The 23,810-nt window shown below is 47.8% G+C and carries 30 protein-coding genes and 1 other annotated feature (1 of these 31 running past the window's edge); all 30 genes read left to right on the top strand.

Annotated features, from left to right (window positions below; all coding sequences use genetic code 11):
* Positions 1-46: a sequence feature (ribosomal protein L10 leader region), on the top strand (it extends 103 nt beyond the left edge of the window).
* A 43-nt stretch (positions 47-89) separates the two neighbouring features.
* The 30 genes from rplJ (at position 90) to rpmD (ending at position 23,805) form a co-directional block, all read left to right on the top strand.
* Positions 90-593, top strand: a complete 504-nt coding sequence (gene rplJ, locus MKY59_RS27810; protein ID WP_236421388.1) for a 50S ribosomal protein L10 — start codon at positions 90-92, stop codon at positions 591-593.
* 72 nt (positions 594-665) lie between these two features.
* A complete protein-coding gene (gene rplL / locus MKY59_RS27805) occupies positions 666-1,028 on the top strand; it encodes a 50S ribosomal protein L7/L12 (protein ID WP_236421389.1) in 363 nt (120 codons plus the stop codon).
* Positions 1,029-1,129: 101 nt separating this feature from the next.
* Positions 1,130-1,744 (top strand): class I SAM-dependent methyltransferase, encoded by a 615-nt coding sequence (locus MKY59_RS27800; protein WP_236421390.1) that lies wholly within the window; start codon positions 1,130-1,132, stop codon positions 1,742-1,744.
* A 399-nt stretch (positions 1,745-2,143) separates the two neighbouring features.
* On the top strand, positions 2,144-5,689 hold the full coding sequence (gene rpoB, locus MKY59_RS27795; protein ID WP_236421391.1) for a DNA-directed RNA polymerase subunit beta: 3,546 nt from the start codon (positions 2,144-2,146) through the stop codon (positions 5,687-5,689).
* 113 nt (positions 5,690-5,802) lie between these two features.
* Entirely contained in the window at positions 5,803-9,417 is a 3,615-nt protein-coding gene (rpoC, locus tag MKY59_RS27790) for a DNA-directed RNA polymerase subunit beta' (protein WP_236421392.1), read from the top strand.
* Positions 9,418-9,620: 203 nt separating this feature from the next.
* Positions 9,621-9,869, top strand: coding sequence for a ribosomal L7Ae/L30e/S12e/Gadd45 family protein (locus MKY59_RS27785; protein WP_236421393.1), 249 nt, complete (start codon positions 9,621-9,623; stop codon positions 9,867-9,869).
* A 150-nt stretch (positions 9,870-10,019) separates the two neighbouring features.
* Positions 10,020-10,442, top strand: a complete 423-nt coding sequence (gene rpsL / locus MKY59_RS27780; protein WP_236421394.1) for a 30S ribosomal protein S12 — start codon at positions 10,020-10,022, stop codon at positions 10,440-10,442.
* 85 nt (positions 10,443-10,527) lie between these two features.
* Positions 10,528-10,998, top strand: a complete 471-nt coding sequence (gene rpsG / locus MKY59_RS27775) for a 30S ribosomal protein S7 (protein WP_007432586.1) — start codon at positions 10,528-10,530, stop codon at positions 10,996-10,998.
* A 47-nt stretch (positions 10,999-11,045) separates the two neighbouring features.
* Positions 11,046-13,124, top strand: coding sequence for an elongation factor G (gene fusA, locus MKY59_RS27770; protein ID WP_236421395.1), 2,079 nt, complete (start codon positions 11,046-11,048; stop codon positions 13,122-13,124).
* Positions 13,125-13,228: 104 nt separating this feature from the next.
* Positions 13,229-14,419: an elongation factor Tu gene (gene tuf / locus MKY59_RS27765; RefSeq protein WP_236421396.1), complete on the top strand. Its 1,191-nt coding sequence runs from the start codon at positions 13,229-13,231 to the stop codon at positions 14,417-14,419.
* 424 nt (positions 14,420-14,843) lie between these two features.
* Entirely contained in the window at positions 14,844-15,152 is a 309-nt protein-coding gene (rpsJ, locus tag MKY59_RS27760) for a 30S ribosomal protein S10 (protein WP_017692074.1), read from the top strand.
* A gap of 43 nt (positions 15,153-15,195) precedes the next feature.
* Positions 15,196-15,819 (top strand): 50S ribosomal protein L3, encoded by a 624-nt coding sequence (gene rplC / locus MKY59_RS27755; RefSeq protein ID WP_236421397.1) that lies wholly within the window; start codon positions 15,196-15,198, stop codon positions 15,817-15,819.
* Positions 15,820-15,844: 25 nt separating this feature from the next.
* Complete coding sequence (rplD, locus tag MKY59_RS27750) at positions 15,845-16,468, top strand: 50S ribosomal protein L4 (protein ID WP_236421398.1); 624 nt, start codon at positions 15,845-15,847, stop codon at positions 16,466-16,468.
* Positions 16,468-16,758, top strand: coding sequence for a 50S ribosomal protein L23 (gene rplW / locus MKY59_RS27745; RefSeq protein WP_236421399.1), 291 nt, complete (start codon positions 16,468-16,470; stop codon positions 16,756-16,758). The genes rplD and rplW overlap by 1 nt, the downstream gene beginning before the upstream one ends.
* 31 nt (positions 16,759-16,789) lie before the next feature.
* The gene (rplB, locus tag MKY59_RS27740; RefSeq protein WP_236421400.1) at positions 16,790-17,620 is read left to right on the top strand and encodes a 50S ribosomal protein L2; all 831 of its coding nucleotides are present in this window, start codon (positions 16,790-16,792) and stop codon (positions 17,618-17,620) included.
* A 71-nt stretch (positions 17,621-17,691) separates the two neighbouring features.
* The gene (gene rpsS, locus MKY59_RS27735; RefSeq protein WP_236421401.1) at positions 17,692-17,970 is read left to right on the top strand and encodes a 30S ribosomal protein S19; all 279 of its coding nucleotides are present in this window, start codon (positions 17,692-17,694) and stop codon (positions 17,968-17,970) included.
* A 36-nt stretch (positions 17,971-18,006) separates the two neighbouring features.
* The gene (gene rplV / locus MKY59_RS27730) at positions 18,007-18,339 is read left to right on the top strand and encodes a 50S ribosomal protein L22 (protein ID WP_236421402.1); all 333 of its coding nucleotides are present in this window, start codon (positions 18,007-18,009) and stop codon (positions 18,337-18,339) included.
* Positions 18,340-18,354: 15 nt separating this feature from the next.
* The gene (gene rpsC, locus MKY59_RS27725) at positions 18,355-19,020 is read left to right on the top strand and encodes a 30S ribosomal protein S3 (RefSeq protein WP_236421403.1); all 666 of its coding nucleotides are present in this window, start codon (positions 18,355-18,357) and stop codon (positions 19,018-19,020) included.
* Between the two features lie 2 nt (positions 19,021-19,022).
* Positions 19,023-19,460, top strand: coding sequence for a 50S ribosomal protein L16 (gene rplP, locus MKY59_RS27720; protein WP_236421404.1), 438 nt, complete (start codon positions 19,023-19,025; stop codon positions 19,458-19,460).
* Entirely contained in the window at positions 19,447-19,644 is a 198-nt protein-coding gene (rpmC, locus tag MKY59_RS27715; RefSeq protein WP_236421405.1) for a 50S ribosomal protein L29, read from the top strand. The genes rplP and rpmC overlap by 14 nt, the downstream gene beginning before the upstream one ends.
* Positions 19,645-19,691: 47 nt before the next feature.
* Positions 19,692-19,958 carry a 30S ribosomal protein S17 gene (gene rpsQ / locus MKY59_RS27710; protein WP_236421406.1) on the top strand — a complete coding sequence of 89 codons (267 nt, stop codon included), beginning with the start codon at positions 19,692-19,694 and terminating at the stop codon, positions 19,956-19,958.
* Between the two features lie 35 nt (positions 19,959-19,993).
* Positions 19,994-20,362 carry a 50S ribosomal protein L14 gene (rplN, locus tag MKY59_RS27705; RefSeq protein WP_236421407.1) on the top strand — a complete coding sequence of 123 codons (369 nt, stop codon included), beginning with the start codon at positions 19,994-19,996 and terminating at the stop codon, positions 20,360-20,362.
* Between the two features lie 39 nt (positions 20,363-20,401).
* Positions 20,402-20,755, top strand: coding sequence for a 50S ribosomal protein L24 (rplX, locus tag MKY59_RS27700; protein ID WP_090924672.1), 354 nt, complete (start codon positions 20,402-20,404; stop codon positions 20,753-20,755).
* A gap of 32 nt (positions 20,756-20,787) precedes the next feature.
* Entirely contained in the window at positions 20,788-21,330 is a 543-nt protein-coding gene (gene rplE / locus MKY59_RS27695; protein ID WP_236421408.1) for a 50S ribosomal protein L5, read from the top strand.
* 72 nt (positions 21,331-21,402) lie between these two features.
* The gene (locus tag MKY59_RS27690; protein WP_013312154.1) at positions 21,403-21,588 is read left to right on the top strand and encodes a type Z 30S ribosomal protein S14; all 186 of its coding nucleotides are present in this window, start codon (positions 21,403-21,405) and stop codon (positions 21,586-21,588) included.
* Between the two features lie 32 nt (positions 21,589-21,620).
* Positions 21,621-22,019: a 30S ribosomal protein S8 gene (rpsH, locus tag MKY59_RS27685; RefSeq protein ID WP_236421409.1), complete on the top strand. Its 399-nt coding sequence runs from the start codon at positions 21,621-21,623 to the stop codon at positions 22,017-22,019.
* A gap of 30 nt (positions 22,020-22,049) precedes the next feature.
* Positions 22,050-22,592: a 50S ribosomal protein L6 gene (gene rplF / locus MKY59_RS27680; RefSeq protein WP_236421410.1), complete on the top strand. Its 543-nt coding sequence runs from the start codon at positions 22,050-22,052 to the stop codon at positions 22,590-22,592.
* Positions 22,593-22,709: 117 nt separating this feature from the next.
* Entirely contained in the window at positions 22,710-23,078 is a 369-nt protein-coding gene (gene rplR / locus MKY59_RS27675) for a 50S ribosomal protein L18 (protein ID WP_236421411.1), read from the top strand.
* 30 nt (positions 23,079-23,108) lie between these two features.
* Positions 23,109-23,606: a 30S ribosomal protein S5 gene (gene rpsE / locus MKY59_RS27670; protein WP_236421431.1), complete on the top strand. Its 498-nt coding sequence runs from the start codon at positions 23,109-23,111 to the stop codon at positions 23,604-23,606.
* A 13-nt stretch (positions 23,607-23,619) separates the two neighbouring features.
* The gene (gene rpmD / locus MKY59_RS27665; RefSeq protein ID WP_236421412.1) at positions 23,620-23,805 is read left to right on the top strand and encodes a 50S ribosomal protein L30; all 186 of its coding nucleotides are present in this window, start codon (positions 23,620-23,622) and stop codon (positions 23,803-23,805) included.
* Positions 23,806-23,810 lie beyond the last annotated feature (5 nt).

Here is a 23,810-nt window from a genome sequence, read left to right as displayed (position 1 = left end):
TATATCAAGCCTTCGTGATTCTACGGAGGCTTTTCTTATTGGGATAAGTCCGGTGTGCCGGACGTGAAATTTGACAGGAGGTGTACAGTTTGGCAAATGCAAAAGTGATTCAAGCAAAAGAAGAGTCCGTTGCAGTAATTACGACAAAATTGCGCGAGAGCGCAACGACAGTTGTGGTTGACTACCGCGGATTGAACGTTGCTCAAGTAACTGAGTTGCGTAAGCAACTTCGTGAAGCCGGAATCGAATTCCAAGTGCTGAAAAACACGTTGCTTCGCCGTGCGACTGCTGCAGCAGAACTGACTGAACTCGATAGCGTTCTGACAGGTCCTACTGCGATTGCATTCAGCGGAGAAGACGCTGTGGCTCCAGCCAAAATTCTGAACGACTTCGCTAAAAAGAACGACAAGCTGGAACTTAAAGGTGGAGTTGTTGAAGGTCGCGTAGTGGGTGTAGAGGAAGTCAAAGCGCTGGCAGAACTGCCATCCCGCGAAGGTCTCCTTTCCATGCTCCTCAGCGTGCTTCAAGCGCCAGTGCGCAACTTCGCGCTTGCGGTTAAAGCTGTTGCAGAAAAAGAAGAGCAAGGCGCGTAAGCTTCTTGATCTGAATGCTGCTTAAGCGGTAATGAAATAAAAAAAATCTAAACTATATATGGAGGTTCAATCATGAGCAAAGAGCAAATCTTGGAAGCAATCAAAGGCATGACTGTACTGGAACTGAACGATCTCGTTAAAGCAATCGAAGAAGAATTCGGCGTAACTGCTGCAGCTCCAGTAGCTGTTGTAGGCGGCGGCGCTGCTGCAGCTGAAGCTGAGCAATCCGAATTCGACGTAATCCTGGCTAACGCTGGTGCGTCCAAAATCAACGTAATCAAAGCAGTTCGCGAAATTACAGGTCTGGGCCTGAAAGAAGCGAAAGAAGTAGTAGACAACGCTCCAAAAGCGTTGAAAGAAAAAGTAAGCAAAGAAGAAGCTGAATCCATCAAAGCTAAATTGGAAGAAGCAGGCGCTACAATCGAAGTTAAATAATTTAGCTTACTCTAGCTAACATTATTAAACAAAACAACAAACCCCTTGAACTACTTCAAGGGGTTTGTTGCTGTAATTGTACATGGAAAGCGAGTGAGGACATGTCCAATCATTATTATTCGGATAAACCGCAAGTGGCGCATGACAGAAAAGTGAATGAATCGCTGCTGCGCGGGTTTGGAATGCGGTTCGTTTCGGACGCAGGGGTGTTTTCCAAAAACGGAATTGATTATGGCAGCAGAGTATTGATCGATGCGATGGAATTGCCTGCAGGTGCGCTTGTCTTGGATGTTGGCTGCGGATATGGGCCGATCGGGCTCACGGCAGCAAAGCTTGTGCCGAATGGACATGTCACCATGATTGATATCAACGAGAGAGCGGTTGAGCTTTCCAAGGAAAATGCACGGGCGAATGGCGTTGCCAATGTTACGGTGATGCAAAGCAATCTACTTGCTGAAGTGGAGAGAACGGATTTTGACGTCATTCTGACCAATCCGCCCATCCGAGCCGGCAAAGACACGGTTCATGCTATTTTTGAGCAGGCGTACGATCATTTGAAGATGGGTGGTTCACTATGGGTGGTCATTCAGAAAAAGCAAGGAGCGCCGTCGGCCAAGGCTAAACTGGAGTCTTTGTTTGCAAGGGTGGAAGAGGTTACGAAGGACAAAGGTTATCGCATTTTTAAAGCTACGAAGGACGAAGTGGTGGTTTCATAATCTTTTCTTCGTTTTTTGTAAAGTAAGCAGGCATAAGATTTTTTAGCAATAGGACTATTGACTTGAAAAACCAGTCGTGGTATTATTATAAAATGTCAGTATTAAGATGCCCTACTTGGCTTTAGCTAACTAAAAATGTCCACCTTTTTTGCGCCGAACGGGCATATTATGCCTACGTTTGGCGTATAATATGTACATTTTGGGCAAACTGGGGATAAGTATGATTGGCAAGATATCCACCGAATACAAGGTTGCTCTTTTTTCGAACGACATTCGAGTAAGGGCTTTTCTTTATTTGTGGATGCATTGCTTTGCTCTGTATGTGTACCATTATAAGGTTACAAACAGAGGTTCGCAACGAAATTTTTATGTGAGTAGACATTGAGGGGTGAGTTTAAGTTGGCAGGACATCTTGTTCAATATGGTCGACGCACTCGGCGCAGTTATGCACGAATTAACGAGATACTCGAAGTTCCGAACCTGATTGAAATCCAACAAAAATCTTACGATTGGTTTTTGGAGGAAGGGTTGCGCGAAATGTTCCAGGATATCTCGCCGATCCAGGATTTCACAGGCAACTTGATTTTGGAATTTATCGATTACAGTCTCGGTGAACCGAAGTATACAGTAGACGACGCCAAAGAGCGTGACGTTACTTATGCAGCACCGCTTCGGGTCAAAGTCCGGCTCATTAATAAGGAAACCGGCGAAGTCAAAGAGCAGGAAGTATTCATGGGAGATTTCCCGCTGATGACCGAAACCGGCACATTTATTATTAATGGTGCGGAACGGGTTATTGTCAGCCAGTTGGTTCGCTCTCCTAGCGTTTACTTCAGCACAAAAGTAGATAAAAACGCCAAAAAAACGTATACCGCTACAGTGATTCCTAACCGTGGCGCTTGGCTGGAACTTGAGATGGACGCGAAGGACATCGTTTACGTCCGGATCGACCGCACACGCAAAATACCGGTGACGGTTCTGCTGCGTGCACTTGGTTTCGGCACAGACGCTGAGATTCTGGATCTTCTCGGTAATGACGAATATATTCGCAACACACTGGACAAAGACAACACGGATTCCACGGAGAAAGCACTCATCGAGATTTACGAGCGTCTCCGTCCGGGCGAGCCGCCAACGCTGGATAACGCGAAAAGCTTGCTCGTAGCGCGCTTCTTTGATCCAAAACGTTATGACCTCGCCAACGTAGGTCGTTACAAAATCAACAAAAAGCTTCACATCAAAAACCGCTTGTTCAACCAGCGTCTTGCGGAGTCCTTGATCGATACGGACACTGGCGAGATCATCGCTGAAGCGGGCCAAATGGTAGACCGCCGCTTGTTGGATGAAATCATGTCCTACCTTGAGAAAAGCGTCGGGTTCCGCACATACCATGTGGCAAACGGTGTATTGGATGCCAATGATATTCCGGTACAGACGATTGATGTATTCTCTCCGATTGAAGACGGCAAAGTAGTCAAGCTGATTGCTAATGCGAACATCGATAAATCGGTTAAAAACATCACGCCTGCGGACATCATCTCGTCCATCAGTTACTTCCTGAACTTGTTGCATGGCATCGGAAGCACGGATGACATCGACCATCTGGGTAACCGTCGCTTGCGTTCCGTGGGCGAGCTCTTGCAGAACCAATTCCGCATCGGTCTTTCCCGTATGGAACGCGTTGTGCGCGAGAGAATGTCCATCCAGGACGCTAACGTGATCACGCCGCAGGCTTTGATCAACATCCGTCCGGTCATTGCATCGATTAAAGAGTTCTTCGGCAGCTCTCAGTTGTCGCAGTTTATGGATCAAACGAACCCGCTGGGTGAGTTGACGCATAAACGTCGTCTGTCCGCACTCGGACCGGGCGGTTTGACGCGTGAGCGTGCCGGCATGGAAGTCCGTGACGTCCATCCATCCCACTATGGCCGGATGTGTCCGATCGAGACGCCGGAGGGACCGAACATCGGTTTGATCAACTCCCTGTCGACATTTGCCCGCGTGAACGAATATGGCTTCATCGAAGCGCCGTATCGTTGGGTTGACCCGAAAACAGGCGTAGTCACGGAGCAAATCGACTACCTGACGGCGGACGAAGAAGATAACTACGTTGTCGCTCAGGCGAATGCGAAGTTGAACGAGGACGGAACGTTTGCCGAAGAGTCGATCATCGTGCGTTACAACAAACAGTCGGATAACATCCTGACGATGCCGAGCGAGCGCGTTGACTACATGGACGTATCTCCGAAGCAGGTCGTATCCGTTGCGACGGCGCTCATTCCGTTCCTTGAGAACGATGACTCCAACCGCGCGTTGATGGGATCCAACATGCAGCGTCAGGCCGTTCCTTTGCTCGTGCCTAAAGCTCCGCTTGTCGGAACAGGTATGGAACACAAAGCCGCAAAAGATTCCGGTGTATGTATTGTTTCCAAATACGACGGGATTATCGAACGTTCTTCTGCCAATGAAATCTGGCTCCGTCGCATAGAAGCGATCGATGGCCAAGAGGTCAAGGGCGATATCGTTAAATATAAATTACACAAATTTATGCGTTCCAACCAAGGAACATGCATTAACCAACGTCCAATCGTCAAACGCGGCGACGTCGTCAAAGCGGGAGATATCCTTGCTGACGGCCCATCCACGGAAATGGGCGAATTGGCACTGGGCCGCAACGTAGTCGTTGCCTTCATGACTTGGGAAGGTTACAACTACGAGGATGCGATCCTGCTGAGCGAAAAACTCGTGAAGGAAGATGTGTACACATCCATCCATATCGAGGAATACGAGTCCGAGGCACGTGATACGAAGCTTGGACCGGAAGAAATTACGCGTGACATCCCGAACGTCGGCGAAGAGGCTCTTCGCAATCTGGATGAGCGCGGAATTATCCGCATCGGTGCCGAAATCGCAGCCGGCGACATCCTGGTTGGTAAAGTAACGCCTAAAGGCGTAACGGAACTGACTGCCGAGGAACGCCTCTTGCATGCGATCTTTGGTGAGAAAGCACGTGAAGTTCGTGACACTTCCCTGCGCGTACCTCATGGTACGGACGGTATCGTAGTCGACGTTAAAGTGTTTACACGCGAAAACGGCGACGAGCTGCCTCCAGGCGTTAACCAGCTGGTTCGTGTCTATATCGCTCAGAAACGTAAAATCTCTGAGGGTGACAAAATGGCCGGACGTCACGGTAACAAAGGGGTCGTGGCACGTATTCTGCCTGAAGAGGATATGCCGTTCCTGCCGGACGGTACTCCGGTACAGATCGTTCTTAACCCGCTGGGCGTACCATCGCGGATGAACATCGGTCAGGTGCTTGAGGTCCATCTTGGTATGGCTGCGATGCAGCTGGGTATTCACGTGGCAACGCCTGTATTCGACGGAGCGAAGGAGTATGACGTCTTCGATACGATGGAAGAAGCAGGCATGCAGCGCAATGGTAAAACGGTTCTGTACGACGGCCGCACGGGAGAACGCTTCGAACGTGAAGTTACGGTCGGTGTCATGCACATGATCAAACTGGCGCACATGGTTGACGATAAAATCCATGCCCGTTCCACAGGTCCTTACTCTCTGGTTACGCAGCAACCGCTGGGCGGTAAAGCCCAATTCGGTGGCCAGCGTTTCGGGGAGATGGAGGTTTGGGCGCTTGAAGCCTACGGCGCAGCCTACACGCTTCAAGAAATCCTGACCGTCAAATCCGATGACGTTGTAGGTCGTGTGAAAACGTATGAGTCCATCGTCAAAGGCGAGAACGTTCCGGAACCGGGTGTTCCTGAATCGTTCAAAGTTTTGATCAAAGAGCTGCAAAGCTTGGGTATGGACGTCAAAATCCTGAGCGAAGACGAACAGGAAATTGAAATGAAAGAAATCGACGATGAAGATGACGCTGCGAACGACAAACTCAGCCTCAACCTCGAGGGTGCAGAGGTCGGAGCGGAATAATCGCCTTCGGGCATAGCTGACCGGCGTTTTTTCATCAGGCTCGCGTCTTTCTCCGGCTTCGGCCGGGGAGGGCGTAACCTAGAATACAGGACTTGGTTAAGGAGGGTTGCTCCTTGTTGGACGTCAACAATTTCGAATACATGAAGATCGGGCTTGCTTCCCCTGAAAAAATTCGTTCTTGGTCCCGCGGAGAAGTGAAGAAACCGGAAACGATCAACTATCGTACGTTGAAACCGGAAAAAGAAGGGCTGTTCTGCGAAAAGATTTTTGGCCCTACGAAAGACTGGGAATGTCATTGCGGTAAATACAAACGCGTTCGTTATAAAGGCGTCGTCTGTGACCGTTGTGGCGTTGAAGTAACACGTGCGAAAGTACGTCGCGAACGGATGGGGCATATCGAGCTTGCTGCTCCGGTATCGCATATCTGGTACTTCAAAGGTATTCCGAGCCGTATGGGTCTTGCTTTGGATATGTCTCCAAGATCTCTTGAGGAGATTATTTATTTTGCATCTTATGTAGTAACCGATCCAGGAGAAACTCCACTGGAGAAAAAACAACTGCTGTCCGAGAAAGAATATCGCAGCTACCGTGAAAAATACGGATATGGATTCCAGGCCGGCATGGGTGCAGAGGCAGTCAAAAAACTGCTTCAAGACCTTGATGTGGAAAAAGAGCTCGACTTCCTGAAAGAAGAGCTTCGCACTGCGCAAGGACAACGCCGCAACCGTGCAATCAAACGTTTGGAAGTCATTGAAGCTTTCCGCAATTCCGGCAATAAGCCTGAGTGGATGATCATGGATGTTCTTCCAGTGATCCCGCCAGAACTTCGTCCAATGGTACAGCTGGACGGCGGACGTTTCGCAACGTCTGACCTCAATGACCTGTATCGCCGTGTAATCAACCGTAACAACCGTCTGAAACGCCTGTTGGATCTTGGCGCACCGGACATTATCGTGCAAAACGAAAAACGGATGCTTCAGGAAGCGGTTGACGCATTGATCGACAACGGCCGTCGCGGACGCCCGGTAACGGGTCCTGGTAACCGTCCTTTGAAATCCCTCAGCCACATGCTGAAAGGTAAACAAGGACGTTTCCGTCAAAACTTGCTCGGTAAACGTGTTGACTACTCCGGTCGTTCGGTTATCGTCGTAGGACCTTACCTGAAAATGTATCAGTGCGGTCTGCCTAAAGATATGGCGCTTGAACTGTTCAAGCCTTTCGTGATGAAAGAGCTTGTGAATAAAGGGCTTGCCCACAACATCAAGAGCGCTAAACGCAAAGTCGAACGCGTAAGCCCGGAAGTTTGGGACGTTCTTGAAGAAGTCATTAAAGAGCATCCGGTTCTGCTCAACCGTGCCCCTACGCTTCACCGTCTTGGTATTCAAGCATTTGAACCGATTCTGGTTGAAGGTAAGGCAATTCGTCTTCACCCGCTCGTATGTACGGCGTATAATGCCGACTTTGACGGTGACCAAATGGCCGTGCACGTTCCTTTGTCTGCGGAAGCTCAAGCAGAAGCGCGGATTCTGATGCTTGCATCGGGCAACATTTTGAACCCGAAAGACGGTAAACCGGTTGTTACCCCTTCCCAGGATATGGTCCTCGGTTCTTACTACCTGACCATGGACAACAAGGAAGAAAAGGGAACAGGCATGATTTTGCGTACGGTGAACGAAGCTGTATCCGCATATCAACGCGGTACTGCAGGTTTGCATGCACGCGTGGCTATTCCTGTTAAAGCACTGGGCAAAACAAGCTTCACGGAGAAACAACAAGAGGCGATGCTGCTGACAACGGTCGGCAAAATCATCTTTAACGAAATTTTCCCTGCGAGCTTCCCGTATATCAACGATGCTACACGTGCTAACCTTTATCAAGGTACTGCGGAGCACTCGTTTGTATATGAGAAAGGTGCCGATCTGAGAGAAGCGATCATGAATGCTCCTCAGGCTGGCGGTGTCGGAAAAGAGTATCTCGGTTCGATCATCGCGCGTTGTTTCGAAATTTATCACACAACGGAAACAGCCGTTATTCTGGATAAAATCAAACAACTCGGATTTACGTATTCGACCCGTGCCGGTATTACCGTGGCCGTGTCGGACGTTGTCGTGCCTGATGAAAAAATCGATATTCTCAAGCAGTCCGAAGAAAAAGCCCAAATCGTTACGAATCAGTACCGCCGCGGTCTGATCACGAACGAAGAGCGCTATGACCGCATCATCGATATCTGGTCGAAATCGAAAGACGATATCACCGATATCCTGATGAAGTCGATGGACCGTTACAATTCCATCATGATGATGGTTGACTCCAAAGCGCGGGGTAACAAATCGCAGATCACCCAGCTGGGCGGTATGCGTGGTCTGATGGCCAACCCATCCGGCCGGATTATCGAACTCCCAATCAAATCGAACTTCCGTGAAGGTCTGACGGTACTCGAGTACTTTATCTCGACGCACGGTGCCCGTAAAGGTTTGGCCGATACGGCCCTTCGTACAGCGGACTCCGGTTACTTGACTCGTCGTCTCGTAGACGTAGCCCAAGATGTCATCGTACGCGAAGACGATTGCGGTACGGATAAAGGCTTCACTGTTAGCCGTATCCAGGACGGCAAAGAGGTTATCGAGGATCTCTATGACCGTATCGAAGGCAGATACTGCTTTGAGACGGTTCGTCATCCGGAAACGAATGAAATCATTGCGCACCGCAATGAATTGATCGATTCCGATAAAGCGGAAGCGATTGTCAAAGCGGGCGTAACGAAACTGCAAATCCGCTCCGTACTCAGCTGCCGTGCTCGTCATGGTGTCTGCAAAAAATGTTACGGTCGCAACCTGGCGACAGGTAAACATGTGGAGATCGGGGAAGCAGTCGGTATTATCGCTGCACAATCCATTGGTGAGCCAGGAACCCAGTTGACGATGCGTACATTCCACACCGGTGGTGTAGCCGGAGACGATATCACGCAAGGTTTGCCGCGTATCCAAGAGCTCTTCGAAGCCCGTAACCCTAAAGGTCAGGCTACGATCAGTGAGATTGACGGTGTCGTTAAAGAGATCCGCGAGGCGAAAGATCGTCGCGAGATCGAAATCCAAGGTGAAGCGGAGTCCAAAGTATACTCGGTTACCTATGGTTCCCGTGTGCGCGTAAGCGAAGGCATGGAGATCGAAGCGGGCGACGAGTTGACGGACGGTTCCATCGATCCGAAAGAAATGCTGCGCATCAAAGGCGTACGTGGCGTGCAGAACTACATTTTGCAGGAAGTACAGCGCGTATACCGTAACCAGGGTGTAGAAATCAACGATAAACACGTTGAAGTCATGATCCGTCAAATGCTGCGCAAAATCCGCATCGTAGATGCAGGGGACACCAACTTGTTGCCAGGATCGTTCGTGGATACCCACGAGTACGAAAAAGCAAACAAAGCGGCATTCCTCAGCAACAAAGAGCCAGCGGTTGCCAAACCGATCCTGCTCGGGATCACCAAAGCATCCCTGGAGACCGATTCCTTCCTGTCCGCGGCATCCTTCCAGGAGACGACACGTGTCCTGACAGATGCAGCGATCAAAGGAAAAGTCGATCAGTTGCTCGGTCTGAAAGAAAACGTAATTATCGGTAAACTGATTCCTGCAGGTACGGGTATGAACCGTTACCGCAGCATCGAGTTTGCCGGTCCGGAAGACGGCGAATCTTCGGTAGAAGAGCTGGAGCCGGTATCCGTAGATTAATCGCTTTTTCTAGCACCTGAACAAAGACATAGAGTTTTGGGCATCAGGGGATGATGGCATGAGCGTGCCTATACGTCCTCTGATGTTGCAAACTTTATGATAAATGTTTCTGATTAGCATTGACAATGCTTGCGCTAGATGCTAATATATCAAAGGTGCGTGAGCAGATGATTGTATTTGATCCAATTTCGGAGGAATGTACGATGCCTAATGAAAAAGGTCTGCAAGATGCTCATGTCAAGATTGGTACCAAACAGACCATGCGGATGGTTCAGTCAGGAATGGCTTCCGAAGTCTATGTGGCTGAGGATTGCGATCCGCAGCTTACTTCCAAAATCATCGCTTTGTGCGAAGAGCACAATGTCAAGTACACGAAAGTGGACACGATGAAAAATCTCGGCAAGGCATGCGGGATTGGAGTAGGGGCAGCAATGGTAGCTGTCGTTAAATAATGTTAGGAACGTTTTTGTCAGGGAACATTTTTATGGATTCTCAAAGGCAAAAACTTTTCATTTGTCTTTTTATGAACCGCCTGGGTCTGTGGGCTTAGAGTAAAGGTTTATAAAGAAACATGAATAATTGAGGAAGGGGGTGGCAATCACATGCCAACTATTAACCAACTGGTTCGTAAAGGACGCCAAGCTAAAATCTACAAGTCCAAATCGCCAGCCTTGCAAAAAGGGTTCAACGCTCTGAAACGTGAAGCTACTAACATCAGTGCCCCACAAAAACGTGGTGTCTGCACTCGTGTAGGTACAATGACTCCGAAAAAACCGAACTCCGCGCTTCGTAAATACGCTCGTGTTCGCTTGACGAACCGCGTAGAGGTGACGGCTTACATTCCGGGTATCGGACATAACTTGCAAGAGCACAGCGTTGTGCTGATCCGTGGCGGTCGTGTAAAAGACCTTCCGGGGGTACGTTATCACATCGTTCGTGGCGCTCTTGATACTGCAGGCGTGAACAACCGTATGCAAGCTCGTTCCAAATACGGTGCGAAACGTCCAAAAGCTAAAAAAGCCTAATTAAAGAATAGCGGTAATCTCGGCATGACTCTGGCTGCTGCCAGATAAGCCGGATTAGCCGAACAAGAAAGAAAGGGGGATATCCATGCCACGCAAAGGTCCAGTTACGAAAAGAGACGTGTTGCCAGATCCGGTATACAACAGCAAGTTGGTTACTCGTTTGATCAACCGCATCATGCTCGACGGAAAACGCGGTGTTGCTCAAAGCATCCTGTACAATGCGTTCAAGTTGATTCAAGAACGTACGGGTAATGACCCGATGGAAGTATTTGAAGCAGCAATCAAAAATATCATGCCAGTCCTGGAAGTTAAAGCTCGCCGTGTCGGCGGTGCCAACTACCAAGTACCAATCGAGGTAAAACCAGAGAGACGTACTTCCCTGGGATTACGTTGGCTCGTGAACTACTCCCGCAACCGCGGTGAGAAAACGATGGAAGAGCGTTTGGCGGCTGAGATCATCGACGCTTCCAACAACACAGGCGCTTCCGTTAAAAAACGCGAAGACACGCACAAAATGGCTGAAGCGAACAAAGCGTTTGCTCACTACCGTTGGTAGGATTCAGTTCATACTAAAAACTTCAATTTTGAAGGGAGACCCATTTCATGGCAAGAGAGTTCTCCTTGAAAAATACACGTAATATCGGGATCATGGCTCACATTGACGCGGGTAAAACCACTACAACTGAGCGGATCTTGTTCTACACAGGCCGTACGCACAAAATCGGTGAAGTTCACGAAGGCGCTGCGACAATGGACTGGATGGAACAGGAACAGGAGCGCGGGATCACGATTACTTCCGCTGCGACTACCGCTTCTTGGAAAAACCACCGCGTCAATATCATCGATACCCCGGGACACGTTGACTTCACTGTTGAAGTTGAACGTTCCCTTCGTGTATTGGACGGAGCAGTAGGTGTATTCAGTGCGAAAGAAGGCGTTGAGCCTCAGTCCGAAACCGTATGGAGACAGGCTGACCGTTATGGCGTACCTCGGATCGCATATGTAAACAAAATGGATATCATCGGTGCCGACTTCTTGAACGTTGTTGCTGACATGCGTGATCGCCTTCAAGCGAACGCTGTTGCAATCCAACTGCCAATCGGCGCGGAAAATGATTTCAAAGGCATCATCGATATCATTGAGCAAAAAGCTCATATGTACCAGGATGACCTGGGACAAAATATCGATGTTGTGGACGTTCCTGCGGAATTCGCTGACCAAGTCGAAGAACTCCGTAACGAACTGATCGAGCGCGTTGCAGAACTCGACGAAGATTTGACGATGAAATACCTGGAAGGCGAAGAGATCACAGTTGATGAGATCAAAGCCGCTCTCCGTAAAGGTGTAGTCGAAGTTAAAATCTTCCCGGTTATCTGTGGTTCCTCGTACCGCAACAAAGGTGTTCAGCTGATGCTGGATGCCGTAATCGACTTCTTGCCAGCTCCAGTTGACGTACCGGACATCAAAGGTGTTCTGGAAGACGGAACTGAAGCGGTTCGTAAATCTTCTGATGAAGAGCCATTCTCCGCATTGGCTTTCAAAATCATGACAGACCCTTACGTTGGTAAGTTGACGTTCTTCCGTGTTTACTCCGGCGTACTTCAATCCGGTTCTTACGTATTGAACGCTACTAAAGGTAAACGCGAACGTATCGGCCGTATCCTTCAAATGCATGCGAACAGCCGTCAAGAGATCACTGAAGTTTACTCCGGTGATATCGCAGCTGCCGTAGGTTTGAAAGATACTGGTACAGGTGATACACTGTGTGATGAGAAACATCCGGTTATCCTGGAGTCCATGAACTTCCCTGATCCGGTAATCGAAATCGCCGTAGAACCTAAAACTAAAGCTGACCAAGATAAAATGGGTGTTGCTCTCGGTAAGTTGACTGAAGAGGATCCAACTCTTCGCGCACATACTGATGAAGAAACAGGCCAAACCATCTTGGCTGGTATGGGTGAGCTTCACCTTGATATCATCATCGACCGTATGCGTCGTGAGTTCAAGGTTGAAACGACTGTGGGTAAACCGCAAGTAGCTTACCGCGAAACATTCCGTGCGCCAGCTCGGGTCGAAGGTAAATTCGTTCGTCAGTCCGGTGGTCGTGGTCAATACGGTCACGTATGGGTTGAGTTCGAACCTCTCGAGCCAGGTACAGGTAACCAATTCGACAGCAAAATCGTCGGTGGTTCTGTTCCTAGAGAGTATATCGCACCAGCTTTGGCAGGGATCGAAGAGCAAATGAAAAATGGTGTCATTGCAGGCTTCCCGGTAGTAGACGTTAAAGCTACCATCGTGGATGGTTCTTATCATGATGTCGATTCCAACGAGATGGCGTTTAAAATCGCCGGTTCGATGGCACTGAAAGCGGCAAAAGATAAAGCACAACCAGCACTGCTTGAGCCAATCATGAAAGTTGAAGTAACCGTTCCGGAAGAGTACATGGGTGACGTTATGGGTATGTTGAATTCCCGTCGTGGCCGCATTGAAGGTATGGATTCCCGTGGTGGAGCCCAAATCATCCGTGCTAAAGTACCTTTGTCCGAAATGTTCGGATACTCTACAACTCTTCGTTCCGGTACGCAAGGACGCGGCGTGTTCTCGATGGAGCTTTCTCACTACGAAGAAGTTCCTAAATCGATCGCTGAAGAAATCGTATCCAAGAACAAAGGCGGCGAATAGTTTCTCCACATCAGGTGAACGTGTACTCACGGCTCTATGAGCGTGTGAGTCCATACCACCTGATGCAAACATAAATCAAATTATTATAAGGAGGCCACGTTCAAATGGCAAAGGCTAAATTCGAACGTAATAAACCACACGTTAACATTGGTACTATCGGTCACGTTGACCATGGTAAAACAACTCTGACTGCTGCAATCACTACTGTATTGTCCAAAACTTACGGTGGCGCAGCGATCGCTTTTGATCAAATCGACAAAGCTCCAGAAGAGCGCGAACGCGGTATCACAATCTCCACAGCACACGTTGAGTACGAAACTGACGCTCGTCACTACGCTCACGTTGACTGCCCAGGTCACGCCGACTATGTTAAAAACATGATCACTGGCGCGGCTCAAATGGACGGAGCGATCCTGGTTGTATCCGCAGCTGACGGCCCAATGCCACAAACTCGCGAACACATCCTGTTGTCCCGCCAAGTAGGCGTTCCTTACATCGTCGTATTCTTGAACAAATGCGACATGGTTGAAGACGAAGAGTTGCTTGAACTGGTTGAAATGGAAGTTCGCGACCTGTTGAACGAATATGAGTTCCCAGGCGATGACACTCCAATCACTCGCGGTTCCGCTCGTGAAGCTCTGCAAAACCCAGAAGGTCCTTGGGCTGAAAAAATCGTTGAGATGTTCAAAGAAATCGATACTTACATCCCAACTCCAGAGCGCGACACTGAAAAACCATTCTTGATGCCAGTCGAGGACGTATTCTCCATCACTGGTCGTGGTACAGTTGCTACTGGCCGCGTAGAGCGTGGTACAGTTAAAGTCGGCGACGAGGTTGAAATCGTTGGTATCCACGAAGAAACTAAAAAATCCGTCGTTACGGGCGTTGAAATGTTCCGTAAATTGCTGGATTCCGCTCAAGCGGGTGACAACATCGGCGCATTGCTGCGTGGTGTTGACCGTACTCAAATCGAGCGCGGACAAGTATTGTCCAAACCGGCTTCCGTTAAGCCACACACTGAGTTCACAGCTCAAGTTTACGTCCTGACTAAAGAAGAGGGTGGACGTCACAAACCTTTCTTCACAGGATACCGTCCACAATTCTATTTCCGTACAACTGACGTAACAGGTATCATCAACCTGCCAGAAGGTACTGAAATGGTAATGCCAGGCGACAACATCACAGTAACTGTACAACTGATCGCTCCAATCGCGATCGAAGAAGGTACTCGCTTCGCGATCCGCGAAGGTGGCCGTACAGTTGGTGCCGGTGCGGTAGCAACAATCCAAAAATAATTCGGCTTCTTGCTGAATGATTATATGTAACATTGTACTGGAACGAGTAACGCTGTACTGGAACGAAGCTTCGGAAAAGAGTTCTTTATCCGATATCGGGTAAAGAACTCTTTTGTTTTATGAATCGGAACGGGCGTCAGGGAATAACAGCAAACATTGACGAGAAGAAACGGTAAAGGCAACAGGCATAGCAAATGAACATTTGAATGAGTTGTTTCTGCAAAGAATTATTCTTTTAAATGTATTTCTTAAATATGCTTGCAATACGCCTATCTTTTCTGTATAATAATGAATGTTGTTCTGAGACGTTGCGATGATGTGAGAGGTTACTGACACACCCGGCCCCTTTGCCATGGGAGGGTGGTCGGAAAATTTTCACGGAGTATGTCCGATACCAAATTGGGCGATAGAAGGAGGGACTAAAATGGCAAAGCAAAAAATTCGTATTCGTTTGAAAGCTTACGACCACAGAATTCTTGATCAATCCGCGGAGAAAATTGTTGAAACAGCAAAACGTTCCGGTGCTGGTGTATCCGGTCCGATTCCGCTTCCGACTGAAAAACAAATCATTACTATTCTTCGTGCGGTGCACAAGTACAAGGATTCTCGGGAACAGTTCGAGCAGCGTACACATAAACGTTTGATCGACATCGTTAACCCGACTCCACAAACTGTGGATGCCTTGATGCGCTTGGATCTGCCGTCCGGTGTAGATATCGAAATCAAACTGTAATAGATGAAATAAATCTCATGTACAAAGGAAAAGAGGTGTCAACATGAAAGGTATCTTAGGAAAAAAACTTGGAATGACTCAAGTGTTTACGGCTGAAGGTAATGTTATTCCTGTAACAGTTATCGAAGCAGGACCTTGTGTTGTTTTGCAAAAGAAAGATCTTGAGAATGATGGCTACGAAGCAATTCAAATCGGCTATGCTGATAAGAAAGAGAAAAATGCTAACAAGCCAGAAGCAGGGCACGCCAAAAAAGCGAACACTGCCCCTAAGCGCTACGTTCGTGAACTTCGCGGAATCAACCTTGCGGATTATGAAGTTGGCCAAGAGTTGAAAGCTGATATTTTCGCAGAAGGCGAGTTTGTTGACGTAACGGGTATTTCCAAAGGTAAAGGTTTTGCCGGCGTAATCAAACGTTGGGGACAAAGCACTGGTCCTATGTCTCACGGTTCGCGTTACCACCGTGGTCCGGGTTCCATGGGTTCCATCCAAGCGAACCGCGTTCCTAAAGGCAAACACTTGCCAGGACACATGGGTCATGAAACAGTAACGATCCAACGTCTTGAAGTTGTTAAAGTCGACGCTGAGCGTAACGTTCTGCTCGTTAAAGGCTCCATCCCAGGACCTAAAAACAGCTTCGTGAATGTTAAAGAAACGGTGAAAAAATAACCACTAAAGAAAGGAGGAACACGAAATGCCAAAAGTAGCAGTTTACAATGTTGAAGGTAGCCAAGTTGGCGAAGTAGAATTGAATGATGCAGTATTCGGTATCGAGCCGAACGTGCATGTTCTTCACGATGCAGTATTGCTGCAACGCGCTTCCCTGCGTGCGGGTACTCACAAAGTAAAAGGACGTTCCGAAGTCCGTGGCGGTGGACGTAAGCCTTGGAAACAAAAAGGTACAGGTCGCGCTCGTCAAGGTTCGATTCGTTCTCCACAATGGAAAGGCGGCGGTATCGTATTTGGTCCGACTCCTCGGAGCTATGCGTTCAAACTGCCTAAAAAAGTTCGTCGTTTGGCGATCAAATCGGCTCTTTCTTCCAAAGTTGTCGACAAAGACATTATCGTATTGGACGCTCTTGCACTGAGCACGCCAAAAACCAAAGAATTTGTTAACATTCTGAGCAAACTGAATGTTGACCGCAAAGCTTTGATCGTAGCTCCTAGCTTCGATGATAATGTTGCACTTTCCGCACGGAATATTCCAGGCGTGAAATTCGTTGCAGCTGACGGCATTAATGTTCTTGACGTGCTCGCGCACGACAAACTGATCATTACGAAGGAAGCAGTTCAGAAGGTAGAGGAGGTGCTCGCGTAATGAAGGATCCTCGTGATATTATCAAACGTCCGATTATTACGGAACGTACTGCTGACATGATGAACGACTTGAAATATGTATTTGAAGTCGATATCCGTGCAAACAAAACCGAGGTAAAAAAAGCTGTAGAAGCGATCTTTGGCGTGAAAGTGAAAAACGTGAACACTCTTCGTGTTCCGGCGAAACCAAAACGCTATGGCCGTTACAGTGGTTACACTTCCGAGTGGAAAAAAGCGTTCGTTACGCTGACTTCGGACAGCAAATCGCTTGAGTTCTTTGAAACTGTTTAATTGATCTTGCTAAAGTAAGGAGGGAAAACTCGTGCCAATCAAAAAGTATAAACCGACATCCCCGGCAAGACGGAATATGTCCGTATCGACATTTGAGGAAATCACCACAAATCAGCCGGAGAAATCGTTGCTCGCTCCTTTGAGTAAAAAGGCAGGCCGCAACAACCAAGGTAAAATTACGGTTCGTCACCACGGTGGTGGACACAAACGTAAATACCGTATCATTGACTTCAAACGGACCAAAGATGGAATACCGGGCCGCGTTGCTACAATCGAGTACGATCCAAACCGTACTTCGAACATCGCCCTGATCCACTATGCTGATGGTGAGAAACGTTACATCATCGCGCCTAAAGGTCTGAAAGTTGGCGATCAAGTGTTCTCTGGACCGGAAGCCGACATCAAAATCGGTAACGCGCTCCCATTGGAAAACATTCCAGTAGGTACCGTTATTCACAACATCGAGTTGAAACCAGGTAAAGGCGGACAGTTGGTTCGTGCTGCTGGTACAGAAGCTCAATTGCTCGGTAAAGAAGAAAAATACGTTTCCGTTCGTCTCTCTTCCGGAGAAGTTCGCCGTATTCTGAAAGTTTGCCGTGCAACAATCGGTTCCGTAGGTAACGAAGACCACGAGCTCGTGAAAATCGGTAAAGCCGGTCGTAGCCGTTGGTTGGGTCAACGTCCTGAAGTTCGCGGGGTAGTAATGAACCCTAACGATCACCCTCACGGTGGTGGTGAAGGCCGCGCTCCAATCGGACGTAAATCGCCTATGTCTCCATGGGGTAAACCAACTCTTGGTTACAAAACGCGTAAGAAAAACAAAGCTTCTGATAAATACATCATCCGTCGCCGCACGAAGTAATACACACTGTGCATAACTTCGTGAGGCATCTACGGATGCATAATAGCAACGGTTGAAGGGAGGATTTTACCATGAGTCGCAGTTTGAAAAAAGGGCCTTTTATTGATGGCTACCTGCTCAAAAAAGTAGAAGACATGGACGCTTCCGGCAAGAAACTTGTCATCAAAACGTGGTCCCGTCGTTCTACAATTTTCCCGCAATTCATCGGACATACATTTGGCGTTTACGATGGTCGTAAACACGTGCCGGTTTATGTTACTGAGGATATGGTCGGACACAAACTGGGTGAGTTCGCTCCAACCCGTACGTACAAAGGCCATACAGATGACGATAAGAAAACAAGAAGATAAATTGATTATCTCTAACGTTTGAGAGGAGGTTACACAATGGAAGCAAAAGCACATGCTAAGTTTATCCGCATTGCTCCTCGTAAAGTTCAACTCGTTGTTGACTTGATTCGCGGCAAGCAAGTTGGTGAGGCGGTTGCCATTCTTCGCCATACTCCGAAATCCGCTTCTCCGGTTGTTGAGAAATTGCTCAACTCGGCGATTGCGAATGCGGAACACAACTACTCTATGGATGTTAATAACTTGGTTGTTTCTCAAGTGTTCGTAAACCAAGGACCGACAATGAAACGTTTCCGCCCTCGTGCAATGGGACGTGCAAGTCGTATTAACAAACGTACTAGCCACATCACTTTGGTGGTATCTGAAAAATAGAAGGAGGGAAAACGTGTGGGCCAAAAGGTAAATCCAGTCGGACTTCGTGTCGGTATTATTCGTGACTGGGAATCGAAATGGTATGCAGGCAAGGACTTCGGTGATCTCTTGTTGGAAGACGTGAAGATTCGTGAATTCCTTAAAAATAAACTGAAAGACTCCGCTGTATCTCGCATCGAAATCGAGAGAGCGGCAAACCGTGTGAACGTAACAATCCACACCGCGAAACCAGGTATGGTTATCGGTAAAGGTGGTTCGGAAGTTGAAAATCTGCGTGGTCAAATCACCAAAATCGCAGGTGGCAAAAAAGTTCACATCAACATCTCTGAAATCAAAAACCAAGACCTGGACGCAGTCCTCGTTGCTGAAAGCATTGCACAACAACTGGAACGCCGTGTTTCTTTCCGTCGTGCTCTGAAACAAGCAATTCAAAGAACTATGCGCTCCGGTGCTAAAGGGATCAAAACTCAAGTGGGCGGACGTCTTGGCGGTGCTGAGATCGCACGTTCGGAAGGCTACAGCGAAGGAACTGTTCCACTGCATACGCTTCGTGCCGACATCGACTACGGTACAGCTGAAGCTCATACTACTTACGGTCGTCTGGGCGTAAAAGTATGGATCTATCGTGGAGAGGTTCTTCCTACGGCTAAGAAACAAGCTGCTAAGGAAGGAGGCAACTAATCATGTTGGTACCAAAACGTGTAAAACACCGTAAGCAACAACGCGGTCACATGAAAGGCCAAGCTAAAGGCGGAACTACGCTGAACTTCGGCGAATACGGTCTGCAAGCAACGGAACCAGCTTGGATTACTAACCGTCAGATCGAAGCGGCTCGTATCGCGATGACTCGTTATATCAAACGTGGCGGTAAAGTATGGATCAAAATTTTCCCTGATAAACCGATCACTCAAAAGCCTCTCGAGGTTCGTATGGGTAGCGGTAAAGGTAACGTAGAAAAATGGGTAGCAATTGTGAAACCAGGCAAGATCATGTTCGAACTTGCTGGCGTACCAGAAGAAGTTGCTCGTGAAGCAATGCGTCTGGCTGCTCACAAACTGCCGATCAAAACGAAGTTTGTGAAACGTGAAGAAGTGGGTGGTGAAGCAAATGAAAGCAACTGAATTTCGCAACCTAACCTCTGCTGAAATCGAGCAAAAGATTGCCGGATTTAAAGAAGAACTCTTTAATCTGCGCTTTCAACTTGCTACCGGTCAGCTGGATAACCCGACTCGGATCCGTGATGTGCGGAAAGAAATAGCTCGTGCTAAAACCATTATCCGTGAAAGAGAACTGGGAATCGGTTAATATCGACCGGATGGATATTCCGTCCGTGATCAGGAAGGAGGCCAACAATGAGCGAAGAACGTAACGCACGTAAAGTGCAAATCGGTAAAGTGGTTAGTGACAAAATGGACAAAACAATCGTTGTTGCTGTAGAAACTTACAAAAAACACGACTTGTACCATAAACGCATTAAATACACAAAAAAATTCAAAGCGCATGACGAAGAAAACACTGCGAAAATCGGTGACACCGTGAAAATCATGGAAACTCGTCCGCTTTCGAAAGATAAACGCTGGAGACTGGTTGATGTCGTTGAAAAAGCGGTTATCATCTAATGACTCGGCAGCATAGCTGAAAGGAGGAAAACTAAATGATTCAACCATTTACACGTTTGGCTGTAGCCGACAACTCTGGTGCGAAGGAACTGATGTGTATCCGTGTACTGGGTGGTACGGGACGTCGTACAGCTCAAATCGGCGATCTGATCGTTTGCTCTGTAAAACAAGCAACACCAGGCGGCGTTGTCAAAAAGGGTGATGTAGTAAGAGCGGTTGTCGTTCGTACGAAACGTTCTGTACGTCGTAAAGACGGTTCCTACATCGGCTTTGACGAAAACGCAGCGGTTGTTGTCAAAGAAGACAGAAGCCCGCGCGGAACACGTATTTTCGGACCTGTTGCTCGTGAACTTCGCGAGAAGGATTTCATGAAAATCGTTTCCTTGGCTCCAGAAGTTATCTAATAGCTTAGCTCGTGATGTGAGAAACAGGAGGTGTACGAAATGCCAAGAGTGAAAAAAGTTCTGGAATCCCATAACAACAAACTTCACGTGAAAAAGGAAGACACAGTTATGGTGATCAGCGGTAAAGACAAAGGCAAAAAAGGCCGTGTCATCGCTGCTTATCCTCGTGAGAACCGCGTCCTTGTGGAAGGTGTGAACATGGTGAAAAAACACCAGAAGCCTAACCAACAAAACCCGCAAGGCGGCATCATCGAGAAAGAAGCTCCGATTCATGTTTCCAACGTGATGCATATCGATCCAAAGAGCGGAAAAGTAACCCGTATCGGTTACAAAGTATTGGATAACGGTAAAAAAGTTCGCGTTGCAAAACGTTCCGGAGAAATCATCGACTAATCGAACCGATCAAGAAAGGAGGGCTATGATTCATGGCATCAAGAATGAAAGAACGTTACCTGAACGAAATCACTCCTGCTTTGGTGCAGAAGTTTAACTATACGACGGTAATGCAAGTGCCGAAAATCGAGAAAGTTGTAATCAACATGGGTGTGGGCGATGCAGTCCAAAACTCCAAAGTGTTGGATTCGGCTGTAAACGATTTGCAGCTGATCGCAGGTCAAAAACCTGTAATCACTCGTGCGAAAAAATCCATCGCAGGTTTCAAACTGCGTGAGAACATGCCAATCGGTGTGAAAGTAACGCTGCGCGGTGAGCGTATGTACTACTTCCTCGATAAATTGTTCAACGTAACTTTGCCACGCGTCCGCGACTTCCGCGGTGTGTCCAGCAAAGCGTTTGACGGCCGTGGTAACTACACTCTGGGTCTGAAAGAGCAATTGATCTTCCCAGAGATCGAGTACGATAAAGTAGACAAAGTTCGCGGTATGGACATTGTTATCGTAACTACTGCAAAAACTGACGAAGAGTCCCGCGAGTTGCTTACGCAACTGGGAATGCCTTTCGTAAAATAAGTTGACGTAACGTTTCCGGGTGTCTGGAAAGACTCCCTTTTCTCCGAAATTATTTAGGAGGTGTCAGGCTAAGTGGCAAAAACTTCGATGAAAGTTAAACAACAACGCACACCTAAGTTCAAAGTACGTGCTTATACACGCTGTGAGCGTTGCGGACGTCCACACTCGGTGCTGCAGAAGTTCAAAATTTGCAGAATTTGCTTCCGTGAATTAGCTTATAAAGGCCAGATTCCTGGCGTGAAAAAAGCAAGCTGGTAAAAAGTTCTGAACGGGAAGGAGGTTAACTCACAATGACTATGTCTGATCCAATTGCAGATATGCTTACTCGTATTCGTAACGCGAACACGGTTCGTCACGAAACGGTAGAAATGCCTGCTTCGACGATGAAAAAACAAATCGCTGACATTCTGAAGCGTGAAGGTTTCATCCGTGATGCAGAATATATCGATGATAACAAACAAGGGATTATCCGTGTTTTCCTGAAATACGGACAAAACAACGAGCGCGTTATCTCTGGTCTGAAAAGAATCAGTAAACCAGGTCTTCGTGTTTACACGAAGAGCAACGAAGTACCTCGCGTACTCGGCGGTCTCGGAATCGCGATCATCTCGACATCCAAAGGTGTTATGACGGACAAAGAAGCTCGTCAAGCAAAAGCCGGCGGCGAAGTCGTATGCTACGTTTGGTAATATAACGTCACAAGATAGGAGGTGCAACATATGTCCCGTATTGGTCGCAAACCAATCACTGTACCAAGTGGTGTAGACATCACTTTGGAAAACTCCGTTATTACGGTTAAAGGTCCAAAAGGAACGTTGACTCGTGAACTTCACAAAGACATGAAGGTCACAGTTGAAAACAACGAAATTACAGTTGTGCGTCCTTCCGACAACAAAACTCACCGTTCCTTGCACGGAACTACGCGTAGCGTTGTAAACAACATGGTGAGTGGTGTAACTGAAGGTTTCGCAAAATCTCTGGAACTGGTTGGGGTCGGATATCGTGCAAGCAAATCCGGAGATAAAATCGTACTGAACGTTGGATACTCCCACCCGGTTGAAATCACTCCGGAAGCGGGAATCGAATTCGAAGTTCCTTCGAATACGAAAATCATCGTTCGCGGGATCGACAAAGAGCGCGTAGGTGCTTACGCTGCTAAAATCCGTTCCGTTCGTGAACCTGAGCCGTACAAAGGTAAAGGTATTAAATATGAAGGCGAGCGTATCATCCGTAAGGAAGGTAAAGCCGGTAAGAAGAAATAAGATTTCTCTTACCGCCTTTGCGCGGCTTTCGGTTTGCTTGCTTCTCGTGTATCTAATATACCCCGTGGCTTCATCTCTGAAGCCTGCGAGGTAACCTGAAAGGAGTGAAATCCAGAGATGATTACGAAACAGGATAAAAACAAGGCACGTCTGAAAAGACATCTGCGCGTTCGTAAGAAAATCCAAGGAACGGCAGCGCGTCCTCGTTTGAACGTTTTCCGTTCTGGTAAACATATTTACGCTCAAATCATCGATGACGTAGCTGGTGTAACGATCGCTTCCGCGTCTACTGTAGACAAAGAACTGAGCAGCGACATCAAAAACGGCGCATCTGTTGAGTCTGCTCGTAAAGTTGGCGAACTCGTCGCTAAACGTGCGAAAGACAAAGGTGTATCGAACATCGTATTTGACCGTAGCGGTTATCTGTACCATGGTCGCATCGCAGCATTGGCTGAAGCGGCTCGTGAAGCAGGACTTGAGTTTTAAGATATTTTTCAAAAGGAGGTTAACGACTTGTTGCGTGTAGATCCGAATACTTTGGAACTGACTGAAAGAGTTGTAAATATTAATCGCGTAGCTAAAGTAGTAAAAGGCGGACGTCGTTTCAGCTTCAGCGCACTGGTTGTTGTCGGTGACGGCAATGGCTGGGTTGGAGCTGGTATCGGTAAAGCAGGCGAAGTACCTGACGCGATTCGCAAAGGTATCGAAGATGCTAAGAAAAATCTGATCCACGTACCACTCGTAGGAACTTCGATTCCTCACTTGGTAACTGGTAAATTCGGTGCAGGACGCGTTCTGTTGAAACCAGCTGCTGAAGGTACTGGAGTTATCGCCGGCGGTCCGGTTCGTGCGGTTCTCGAGCTGGCTGGTGTGGGCGACATTTTGACAAAATCTCTGGGTTCTTCGAATTCCATGAACATGGTCAATGCGACTTTGGAAGGTTTGTCCCGTTTGAAACGTGCTGAAGATGTTGCAAAACTGCGCGGCAAATCCGTCGAAGAGCTTCTGGGTTAAGGAGGGGAATCTCATGGCTAAATTGGAAATTACCCTCGTCCGCAGCTTGATCGGACGTCCGGAGACGCAAAGAACAACTGTGAAAACATTGGGCTTGCGCAAAATCAACAGCAAAGTGGTTCAAAACGACAATCCTGCCATTCGTGGTATGATCAACAAAGTAAGCCACCTGGTTTCTGTTAAAGAAATCGAGGCTTAAGACGG

The sequence above is a fragment of the Paenibacillus sp. FSL W8-0426 genome (assembly GCF_037969725.1).
Taxonomy (GTDB): Bacteria; Bacillota; Bacilli; order Paenibacillales; family Paenibacillaceae; genus Paenibacillus; species Paenibacillus hubeiensis.
The sequence above is the reverse complement of the archived record's forward strand: the minus strand, read 5'-3'. Positions and strand labels throughout refer to the sequence as shown.